We start from the raw sequence: 10,712 nt of genomic DNA on the forward strand, positions 1-10,712 counted from the left end.
CGCACCCCTTTCATTGAGCGGGCGGGTTTATGATGGTGACGAGGATTCGTCAATGGCTGATTGTATGAAAGTTGCTATTTTTTCGAATTCTCTTTCCGAAAATTGCGTACTCTCGTCATATCTCTGCAAGGAAATCATGCAATCCTGCTCTGCGCCCAGCGCATGATGGTTGAACCAGGTTGCCTGACGCCTCGTATATTGCCCCGTCGCGATGACGGCGCGGCGTATAGCCTCGTCCAGCAGGAGTGTTCCCGCAAGAGCGGCGCTCAATTCCGGCACGCCATGGGCGCGCATGGCGGGCAAAGCAGGCGAAAGCCCGCGCGCCACAAGGGTTTCGACCTCCTGCATGGCGCCCAGATCGATCATGCGCGAGAACCGCTCGCCGATAGCCGCACGCAGCATTTCGCGAGGCGGATCGAGCCTTACAGAGACAAAGCGACAGGGCGCAGGGGGCAGGCCCGGCTGACTGCGCCAGTACGACAACCCCTGCCCCGTGCCCCGCAGCACTTCGAGCGCCCGCGCAACACGCTGGCCATCGCTGGGGCGCAGGGTCTCTGCGGTTTGCGGATCGTCGCGCATCAGAACCGCGTGAGCGGCCTCGCTCCCCTGCTCGGCCACGAATGCCCGTGCCGCCTCGCGTGCCTCATCACCCGGTTCCGGCACCTCCACCAGACCATCGAGCAGCGCGCGCATATACATGCCTGTGCCACCGCACAGAATGGGCAGGCGCCCCTGCGTCCACGCCGCCTGCATCTCGCCAAGCGCCATCTCGCGCCACCAGGCCACGCTGCCCGGCTGGGCGGCATCCAGAACGCCATAAAGCCGATGCGGCACGCGCGCCTCATCGCTTGCATCAGGGCGCGCTGTCAGCACATGCAGATCGGCATAGACCTGCATGGAATCGGCGTTGATCACCGTGCCTGTAAAACGTTCGGCGAGAGAGAGAGCCAGTGCCGACTTGCCCGAACAGGTCGGTCCCGCCACAATAAGGGCGATCGGGGCGTCAGCATTTTGTCTTGCTGTCCCAGACGTTTTTCTTTGATGGGCCAAGATGACCTTACCTTACGCTCTCGTTCTCGTTGCCGACCCTGCACAGGGCACCCTGTCCAAAGATGCCATCGACATCGCCCGGAACATGGTCAAGGGCAATAACCCCATTGTGCTTTCCGCGGGCGAGGCTGTCGAGATTCCCTGCCCCACACCGGCCTCTGGCGCGCCGACAATCGCCACCATACGCGCAACCCTTGCCCGGCATAAGGTCGATGCGTTGCTGGTCAAGACACGCGGTCGCCGCAAAGCCCTGCTCGTGGCCGATATGGACAGTACCATTCTGGACGGCGAAAGCCTCGATGAAGTCGCGGCTCTCCTGGGCGTCGGTGACGACGTGGCCCAGCTGACGCTCGATACCATGAATGGCAAGCTCGATTTCGAGGACTCCCTGCGTACGCGCGTGGCGCTGCTCGCTGGTAAATCGACCGATTGCTCGAAGAAGTCTGGCAGAAATCGAAGCTCAACCCCGGCGCACAGACGCTGGTGAAAACCATGAGCGCCCATAACGCGCGCACGGCGCTCGTTTCAGGCGGCTTCACCTTCTTCACCAGCCGCGTCGCCGAGGCCTGCGGCTTTGACGAGCATTACGGCAACGAATTCGAAATCTCAGACGGCCTCTTCACCGGCAAGCTCGCAGCGCCGGTTCTCGGCCCGGAAAGCAAGGAAGAGCATCTGCAACGCCTGCTCGAAGAACGCGGCGTAAAGGCCACTGCCGCCCTGACGACCGGCGATGGCACCAATGATCTGCCCATGTTGGCCGTTGCCGGTCTGGGCATTGCCTACAAGGCCAAACCAAAAGTGCGCCAGATGATCGAGATGCAGGTCAATCATTCGACCTGCGCGCCCATCTTTTCGCACAGGGCTATCCGGCAAGTGTTTTCGTGGAGTGAGGCTTATGGGGCGCTGCCCCATCCCCCGGAAAGGGGCTCGCCCCTTTCATCCCATTTTCGTTCGCATTGATGGTCTGACGTGAGCTGCTCAACGGGAAGACCCGCGCGTGCTAGAAAGGGTTTCCAAAGAGTGACAGCCCTTTGGCGGACTCAGGGCAGCGCCCTAAGCCTGCAAACAAGCATTACTGACAATCCGAAGAAATCGCGTCGCCCTGAAGGCTGCGATCGGCGAAGGCCTGAGCCTCGCTTTCGGCAGCGTTAAGCAACGGGGAATGCTCGACGCGATAATGATGCACGCTCACGCTTGTTCCCGCAGAGCATAGCGCCTGTTTCAGCTTCTCCTGCTGGGCGGGAGGCACCTGTGTGTCATTGGTTGCGATACCCAACATGACGGGCGAGGCGAGCTTGAGCGTGGGATAACGCGCCCATTGCAGCGCGGGAGCGAGAGCATTTTCTGCGTCCGGCTGGAACGTGTTGTCAGGCGTCAGACCGGCATGTTCGACCGCACCGAAGAAATCGCCACGGCAAAGCTCACTCGCCTTGCGATACAGAGGCAGGGCACGAGGCTTGAAGGCGCTGGACGGATCGAATGAGGAATCCGCCGCCCCGAGAGATGCCCCCAGCAGAAGCCCGTAGACGACGCCCGGGGCAAAACGGCGGGCGCCATGGGCTTGGGTCAGGATATGGCCGGAATCACCGTCGAAATAGGGCGCACCCAGCGCAATGGTACCTTTGATCTGCAAGCTGGGGGCATAATTTTTTGCCAGAGCGGCGGCGGAGAGCACGGCCTGAGCCCCCTGATCATGACCCAACAGCACGACATAACCACTGAGCGACGAAAAACGACGTCGGGCGGCGCGAACAGAATCCAGCACGGCCATGCCTTCTGATTTCGCGTTCAGATAAAGCGCTGCACCGGGTTCACCGAGACCGGGATAATCAGTCGCCACCACGGCATAGCCACGACGCAGCCAGCTGCCATAGAAGCTCGCCTGCGGACCACCGATACCCATGATAGAGGGCGCGCAGGTCAGGCCGATGCCGCTCGTGCCATGAGCCCAGGCCATGACAGGCCAGCCACCGGCGGGCGGCGTACCACGGGGCACCATCACCTCCGCGGAAACAGCGACGAGATGAGTGGGATCATGCGCGTCCGTGCTGCGATAGGCCATGCGATAGGCCGTGCCTGGGATGGGCGCGTTTTTCTGCTCCATCTTGATGGCCTGACCGGCGGCGACGGGGGCGTAGCGCGATTCGGCGTCTTCATCCGCATCCATGGCGCAGGCGGTCAGGGTCAGGGCGGAAACAGCCATCATGGCAAGAACAGAACGCATCAGACCTCTTCGATCTCAGGGGCACAGGCAACAGGAAAACAGCAAACGCCGCCTGACCATCGTTGGTTCGGGAGCAGGGATCGGCAGGATGACCCGACGATCTGGCAAAATCATGACGGGTATTGCCCTGTCTGCCTCAACGCGACCAGACGTTTTCTGTAACACCCGTCATTGGCGAGAGGCATCGCGACGCGTTGCGACAATGATCTGCCCGTGCAGGAACACGCCATGACAGGATGCCGGAAAAGACGGTGCGAAGCACAGGTTATTTCACCGGAACGTGAAGGGCCGCCTCCAAAAATGGAATTATTTTTCTTTTATATAACAAAAAAGAGAATAATAATTTCCAAACGCAGAAAGCCCGTCATTGGTGCGAGAGTTGAAAACCGCACTCTGTGGCGGGTGCTATAAGCCCCGTACCGGACGCGGGTCCAGCGCGCTTCGCCCATTACGGTCGCAGAGAAGAGGAAGACGTTTCATGAGCAGTCTGATTCAGCATTTTATCAACGGGTCACGCACCGCGGGCCATGGCAGCAAGCGGGGCGACGTGTTCAACCCTGCCACGGGCAAGGTGACGGCGCAGCTCGCTCTGGGCGATACGAAAGACGTCGATGATGCCGTTGCCGCTGCCAGGGCTGCCTTCCCCGGTTGGCCCAAACGACGCCCCTCGCTCGCGCTCGCGTGCTCTTCCGCTTTCGCGACCTGATAGAAAAACATGCGCGCGATCTGGCGGCTGTCATCACCGCAGAGCACGGCAAGGTGCTGTCAGACGCTCTGGGCGAAGTCACGCGCGGCATGGAAGTGGTGGAGTTCGCGACTGGCGCGCCGGAGCTGCTGAAGGGCGAATTCACCGAGCAGGTCGGGCGCGGAATTGATGCGTGGTCGATGCGCCAGCCTCTGGGCGTAGTCGCGGGCATCACGCCTTTCAACTTTCCGGTCATGGTGCCGCTCTGGATGGCGCCGATGGCTCTGGCCTGTGGCAATTGCTTTGTTCTCAAGCCGTCCGAACGCGATCCTTCGGCCTCGCTCATTCTGGCAGATCTGCTCAAACAGGCGGGTTTGCCCGATGGCGTTTTCCAGATCGTCCATGGCGACAAGCTGGTGGTCGATGCGCTGCTGAAGCATCCGGACGTACAGGCCATCAGCTTTGTGGGCTCCACCCCCATTGCCCGCTATATCCACGAGACCGGAATCGCGCACGGCAAGCGTGTTCAGGCACTGGGCGGTGCGAAAAACCACGCGGTCATCATGCCCGACTGCGATCTCGACAAGACGGTCGACGCGCTGATGGGCGCTGCCTATGGCTCGGCTGGTGAGCGTTGCATGGCCATCTCGGTGGCAGTTGCCGTCGGCCCCGTGGCCGATGCGCTGATCGAAAAGCTGATCCCGAAGGTCGAGGCGCTCAAGATCGGCAACGGCACTGAAGACGTGACCGAAATGGGCCCGCTGGTCACAAGAGTACATCGCGAAAAAGTAGCCTCTTATGTCACGATCGGTGCCGAAGAGGGCGCCACACTTCTGGTCGATGGGCGCGATTTCAAGTCGCCACAGAACCCCGAGGGTTTCTTCATCGGCGGGTCGCTGTTCGATCATGTGACGCCCGAGATGCGTATCTATCGTGAAGAGATTTTTGGCCCGGTTCTGGCGGTGGTGCGCGTTCCCGATTTCGAGGCCGCGCTCAAGCTGGTCAATGAGCATGAATTCGGGAATGGAACAGCCATTTTCACCCGGGACGGCGATAGCGCCCGCGCCTTCACCCATCGGGTTCAGGCCGGGATGGTGGGCGTGAACGTGCCGATCCCTGTGCCGATGGCCTTCCACTCCTTCGGCGGCTGGAAAGCCTCGCTGTTCGGCGATCATCACATGCACGGTGCCGAAGGCGTGCGCTTCTTCACCAAATACAAGGCCGTCACCTCGCGCTGGCCGACCGGCATCCGTCAGGGCGCTGATTTCGTCATGCCGACCCTCGGCTGAGGGCGCTTCAAACACGCAGCGCCGTAAAACGGCCCCAAACGGGCGCGAGGGTCTCCCCCTCGCGCCCGTTTTGCGTTCCGGTGCTTTGCGCAAGCCGGAACTCGGGCTATGTCCCATGACAAGAACTGGAACACGCGCCAAACCGGAGGATATTCCATGAGCGACACCATGCCAGACCGTCTGAGCGCCACACCGGGCAGCCCGTTTTATAACGAGGCTTTGCTGGAAAAAGGCATCGGCATTCGCTTCAATGGCGAAGAGCGTACCAATGTTCAGGAATACTGCATCAGCGAAGGCTGGGTGCGTCTGGCCGTCGGCAAGACGCTCGATCGCAAGGGCAACCCGATGACGATCAAGGTTTCGGGCAAGGTCGAAGCCTGGGTCAAGGGCCCCGAAGGAGAGACCGCCGGAGAAGCCGGCAAGGAGTAAACCCATGACGCCCACACGGATCATTATCGACACGGATCCTGGTCAGGACGACGCGGTTGCCATTCTACTGGCGCTGGCCTCACCCGAAGACCTCACGGTCGAGGCGATCCTGACGGTGGGCGGCAATAGCGGCATTGCCAACACCACGCGCAATGCCGCAGCCATTCTCGAACTGGCCGGGCGCGCCGATATCCCGCTGCATAGCGGCTGCGATCTGCCCCTGTCGCGCGCCCCTGTGCGGGCGGATCATGTTCATGGCGAGAGTGGGCTCGACGGCGCAAATCTGCCACGCCCGACCAAACAGGCCGACTCCCCCCATGCGGTGGAATTCCTGATCGAGACACTGCGTCACGAGCCGGAAGGCAGCCTGACGATCGTGACGCTCGGCCCCATGACTAATCTGGCCACGGCGCTGCAAAAAGCTCGGATATTGCGCCACGCATCAATCGCGTGGTTTCGATGATCGGCGCCTGTTTCGAAGGGGGAAACATCACCCCCAATGCCGAATTCAATGCGTATGTCGACCCCGAGGCCGCCGCCATCGTGCTGGGTTCAGGCGTGCCAGTGGTCATGCTGCCCCTCGATGTCACGCATCAGGTGCTGACGACGCCCTCACGCCTTGGCCGTATTCGCGCCATCGGCAACGCCGCAGGGCGCTGCGTGGGCGGGATGCTCGGTTTTTCAGAGCGCTTCGATCTGGAAAAATACGGTTGGCCCGGCGCCCCCTTGCACGACCCCTGCACCATCATGTGGCTGCTGCGCCCCGATCTGTTTCAGGGCCGTCTGGTCAATGTCGAGATCGAGACCCAGAGCGCGCTCTCTGCCGGTCAGACCGTGGTCGATTACTGGAGTGTGACGGGTCGCCCCGCCAATGCTCTTTATTTGCGCGACGTGGATTCAGACGGGTTTTATCAGGTGCTGACCGAGCGCCTGTCGCGCCTGCCATAAAGCGCCTGTCCTGACATCGAAAAACCTTGGAAGGCCTTTGCACTCCGGGGATTTCTGTTAACCGATCAGGGCCAGGTTTTACCGGCCCTTCACCCGGCCGGAGTGATATCCCGGCCGGTCAGTTTTACCAGGCGAAACCCAGCGTCGCCTGGGCATTGCGTCGCTCACCGTAATAGCAGAAAGCCTGGCCGTAAGCGGCGTAGGCAAGGCAGTTGGTCACGTAGCGCTTGTCGAAGAGGTTGCGTACATTGGCGCCCAGCGTCCAGCCCTTGAGCGATTTCGACACATTGACCAGATCGTAGCGCAGCGACGCGTCGAACAGCGCATATTGCGGCACATTGGCGCTACCATAGCTTGCTTCGCCGCCATAGGCCGAAGCCGAATAACGCATGCCTGCACCGAAGCCGAAAGATTTGAGACGCCCCTTGGGAACGGTGTAGAAACCGAACAGCGAGGCATTGCCGCGGCCGGACTGGATGAGCGGCTTGCCCGTGGAATCGTCCTTGACGCGCTGCACGCTGACGGCCGCATCGACGGTCAGATTATGCCAGCTATCCATATGAGCTTCGAATTCGAAGCCATCGGAATGCACGAGCCCCTGCTGTGTGTTGTAAATTGTATTGGGGATTGAGAGTAATACGTTGGTCTGCTCGATATGGAACCCGGCTGCCGTCAGCAGGATCGGTGTACCGGGCAGCTGGTATTTCAGACCGCCTTCAAGCTGCTTGCCGATCGACGGGCTGGCCTGATGAGTGGCCCCGCTCGTCTCAATGACCACACCCGTCTGGGGCTGGAAGGACGTTGCGTAGCTGATATAGGGCGCAAGGCCGAACTTGAAATGATAGAGCCCCGACGCGCGCCAGGTGATCTGGCTCGGGCTCTGCTTGGAGTTTGAATCCGCAAAGTATTCTATCTGACGCGAACGGAACCAGTCATTACGAATGCTGCCCGTCAGGATCAGCCCGCCCCAGTGAATTTCATCCTGTCCGTAAGCACCGATCTGGTGGGAATCCACCTTGTAGCGCGCATAGGTCTGGAGCGGGTCGATCCCCATATCGTAATTCGGTGCGAAGACGTTCAGGTCGGGTGCGTTGCTCGACCCGGCGGTCTCATTGGCCCATTGTTGCTGATAATCAAAACCGGCCATGAGCATATGGACGAACGGGCCCGTGCGAAGTTTGCCATGGAAGCCGCTATCAAAGGCGAGGTTACGTGTGTGCTCGGTGGTGCCGAAGCCATAGCGTGGCAGCATGCCATCGGCATTCCAGTAACCGGCATTATAGACGCTGCGATATTGCGTGCTGAGATCGTCGTAACGGCCGCGTGTCGAGAAGCTCCAGTCGTTGTTGAAACGATGGGTATAGATGTAGGTGAAGGCGCCGTGCTTGCGGTTGAATTTCTCGAAGCGTGCATCGCCGTCATAGAAATTGCGCGGCAGGTAGCCGCCAAAGGGTGCAGGCTTGAGTGACCCTTCAAGCGGCACACCGCCATAGGTGCCAGCTTCGGGGTCGTATTGATAATTGCCGATCAGGGTGAGTGTATCCGGCCCGTTGCCCCCGAAGCTCACGGTGGGGCTGATGGAGAAACGGCGGCTGCCTGTGCGCGAAAGCTGGGTATGCTGCCCATTGACGGTGCCATAGACGCGATAGCGGATCGACCCGTCTTTGGTCGCGTAGCCACCCATATCGGCATCGACACGATAGAGGTCGAACATACCGCCCGTGGCATTGACCGAGCCGTAAGAGACCTTGTCGAGGGGCGTCTTACTCTGCAAGGCGACAAGACCGCCGGGACTGGACTGACCATAAAGTGCTGAAGCCGGGCCCTTGAGAATTTCCAGCCGTTCCAGACGTGACGTATCGATCTGGGCAATGGCATAGCCGGTCGGACTATCCTGCAGACGAAGCCCGTCGAGAAATTCGGGGATAGTGAAGCCACGCAGCTGGAATAGGTCGTAACGCGTGCCAACACCGCCACGCAGATCGGGCGTGATGCCTGCCGCATAGCGAATAGCCTGATTGAGCGTCAGCACGCCGCGAATATCCATCTCGTTACGCGTCACTACCGTGACCGATTGCGCGGTCTCGATCAGCGGCGTGTTCGACTTGGTCGCCGATGACGCGATGGTCGCGCCCTTCTGACCTCGAACGGTCAGACGTTCGACAGTGCTGGCCTTGCCCGATCGCTGGCTTGAGGGAGGGGCGTGTTGCACGGCCGATTTCAAGCCGATTGTCTCGCCCGTATGGGTTTTCGCTTCCTGCTGTTTTTCCTGTGCACCCGCACTCCCCACCATCAGAGCCGTGAGGGAAACACACATCGCCAGACCCAAACGGGTAAAATCCGCGCGCATAAAATCGTCCTGCCTTGAGAAAACGGCAGAGGCTTAGCGTTAGTGAGAGTCATTCGCAATTTAAGTTAGCCGAACGTTACTTTTCCCCAATCTTACTGTGGCGCAAATATCACCATCTCGTGAAACGAATTAACGGATGCATTCTCAATCCAGCCCGTCAAGCAAGGCTTTCACCTTCTCTGCAACGGCCTGCCCCAAGGCTTCGTTGTTCTCAGACGTAAAGTGAACGCCATCGAGACCGTTCGTGACGACATGCCGCCCTGCATCGAGAAATCCCACGCCTCGGGCCTTCGCGAGGGCTTCGTAATGGGCAGGCAAAGACGCGATCTTGGGCGCAGCATCGCCAAACTGGGCCGCGAGCCAGGGGCCGGGGATGTGCTCGAGCGGCGGCGGCGCGACGACCAGCATCTTTGGAGCAGGATAGGCCGTGCCAACCCCGCCCGCGCTGGATCTTACCTGACCGATCAATCTGGCCATACCGAGCGCAATGTCATGAGGCGTGCGTCGGTAAGCGCTCTTGGCGTCGTTCGTGCCGAGCATGACGATCACCAGATCGAGCGGAAGATGACTGGCAAGCGCCGTCGGAAGATAAGCCGAGCCATCAAGACGCTCATCATTGGGATCGGCAATCGATGTCGTGCGTGCGCTCAGCCTTCCTCGATCACCCGATAGGAGTCTCCGAGGCACCGCCGCATTACGCCGGGCCAGCGCTGTTCTGCAGGATAGCGCGTCGTAGGCATTCCTTCAGGAACGGGCATCCAGCCCCAGGTCAGGGAATCGCCGAAGCAGAGGATTTGTCTGAGGGCCATATCATGGGTTCCGTGCAAGAGGAGATCATCGCTGCCTGGAGATGCTATGCGGTATTGGTCTCGCGCAGAACCTCTTTCTACCAACCTGAACGCGACGCTCTACCGTTTAATCATTGCTCTGAAATACCGAATTTCCCTGTATCGCCGATCTCGAATAACCAGTGCATTTTCTGAAGCGCCTGAGAGAAGGGCATCGTCAGTCTGCCAATCGCGGCAATGCATACCGATCCAAGACACAGGCGGAAAATACTTATTTCCCTGAAAAATTTCTATCGCCATTCCACTTGCATGGAATAGATTTGGCTATTTATTTGAATATCCACGGTTTTGAGCGCCTATCATCACAAGGTCACAATATATGACAAATTATGTTGCCTTATTGATACAATTATCGTTTCAAAATAAAAATATATTGTTGAAACGACACTGCCTTTCGGGGCCCTCTAAAAGGATGGGTTATGGACCTGCTTCGCCATCTTTCGCGCCATTTTCGCAAATCAGCAGCGGCCGGCGCCATGACCCTTCTCGCCACGGCTGCGATGCAGGATCCGGCCCGTGCTGAAATCGCCTTGTTCAAGACGGCTTCCAATCCCTGGCTACAGGGCGTCAACCTGTCAGGGCTTATCGAAGGCGGCATCATGGCCAATCCTGCCCGCCCCGATAACGGCATCAATTTCGGCAATTTTCTCGGCGACCATGCCAACCAGGCGCAGCTGAACCAGATCAGCCTTACCCTCTCAAAGGCCATCGATCCGACCAGATACGAATTCCAGGTCGGGTTCATGCTTGAGGCGCTTTACGGCTCCGACGCCCGTTACTACCACCTGCTCGGCCTGTCGAACAAAATGACGAGCGACCGCTATCAGCTTCTTCCAGCTCAGGCCCATGTCGATGTTCACGCACCGATCCTCTCAAAGGGCGGCATCGA

At 59.6% G+C, this 10,712-nt stretch carries 6 protein-coding genes and 3 pseudogenes; 5 read left to right on the forward strand and 4 right to left on the reverse strand.

Going from position 1 to position 10,712, the window contains the following annotated elements; all coding sequences use genetic code 11:
• Positions 1 to 27: 27 nt before the first annotated feature.
• Positions 28 to 1,050, reverse strand: a complete 1,023-nt coding sequence (miaA, locus tag JCM25414_RS14415) for a tRNA (adenosine(37)-N6)-dimethylallyltransferase MiaA (RefSeq protein WP_081775960.1) — start codon at positions 1,048 to 1,050, stop codon at positions 28 to 30.
• A 1-nt stretch (position 1,051) separates the two neighbouring features.
• Between miaA and serB the strand changes: the two are divergent.
• Positions 1,052 to 1,940 (forward strand): annotated as a pseudogene (gene serB / locus JCM25414_RS20785) (phosphoserine phosphatase SerB).
• A gap of 182 nt (positions 1,941 to 2,122) precedes the next feature.
• Here the strand turns inward: serB and JCM25414_RS14425 are convergent.
• A complete protein-coding gene (locus JCM25414_RS14425) occupies positions 2,123 to 3,274 on the reverse strand; it encodes an alpha/beta fold hydrolase (RefSeq protein ID WP_025842096.1) in 1,152 nt (383 codons plus the stop codon).
• 478 nt (positions 3,275 to 3,752) lie between these two features.
• On the opposite strand from JCM25414_RS14425, the pseudogene JCM25414_RS20790 reads away from it, so the two are divergent.
• The 3 genes and pseudogenes from JCM25414_RS20790 to JCM25414_RS20795 all read left to right on the forward strand — a co-directional run bounded on the left by JCM25414_RS20790 (position 3,753) and on the right by JCM25414_RS20795 (position 6,625).
• Positions 3,753 to 5,248 (forward strand): annotated as a pseudogene (locus JCM25414_RS20790) (CoA-acylating methylmalonate-semialdehyde dehydrogenase).
• A gap of 156 nt (positions 5,249 to 5,404) precedes the next feature.
• The gene (locus tag JCM25414_RS14435) at positions 5,405 to 5,677 is read left to right on the forward strand and encodes a DUF3297 family protein (RefSeq protein WP_025842097.1); all 273 of its coding nucleotides are present in this window, start codon (positions 5,405 to 5,407) and stop codon (positions 5,675 to 5,677) included.
• 4 nt (positions 5,678 to 5,681) lie between these two features.
• A pseudogene (locus tag JCM25414_RS20795) lies at positions 5,682 to 6,625 on the forward strand (nucleoside hydrolase).
• 124 nt (positions 6,626 to 6,749) lie between these two features.
• On the opposite strand, the gene JCM25414_RS14445 reads toward JCM25414_RS20795, so the two are convergent.
• Positions 6,750 to 8,975, reverse strand: a complete 2,226-nt coding sequence (locus JCM25414_RS14445) for a TonB-dependent siderophore receptor (RefSeq protein ID WP_025842098.1) — start codon at positions 8,973 to 8,975, stop codon at positions 6,750 to 6,752.
• A 144-nt stretch (positions 8,976 to 9,119) separates the two neighbouring features.
• Complete coding sequence (locus JCM25414_RS20800) at positions 9,120 to 9,662, reverse strand: GDSL-type esterase/lipase family protein (RefSeq protein ID WP_199897650.1); 543 nt, start codon at positions 9,660 to 9,662, stop codon at positions 9,120 to 9,122.
• A gap of 637 nt (positions 9,663 to 10,299) precedes the next feature.
• Here JCM25414_RS20800 and JCM25414_RS20805 point away from each other — a divergent pair.
• Positions 10,300 to 10,712, forward strand: a 413-nt coding sequence (locus tag JCM25414_RS20805) for an outer membrane beta-barrel protein (protein WP_148301118.1), incomplete at its 3' end; no start/stop codon positions are given.

Origin of the sequence: Asaia platycodi JCM 25414 (assembly GCF_000614545.1) — a bacterium.
GTDB lineage: Bacteria > Pseudomonadota > Alphaproteobacteria > Acetobacterales > Acetobacteraceae > Asaia > Asaia platycodi.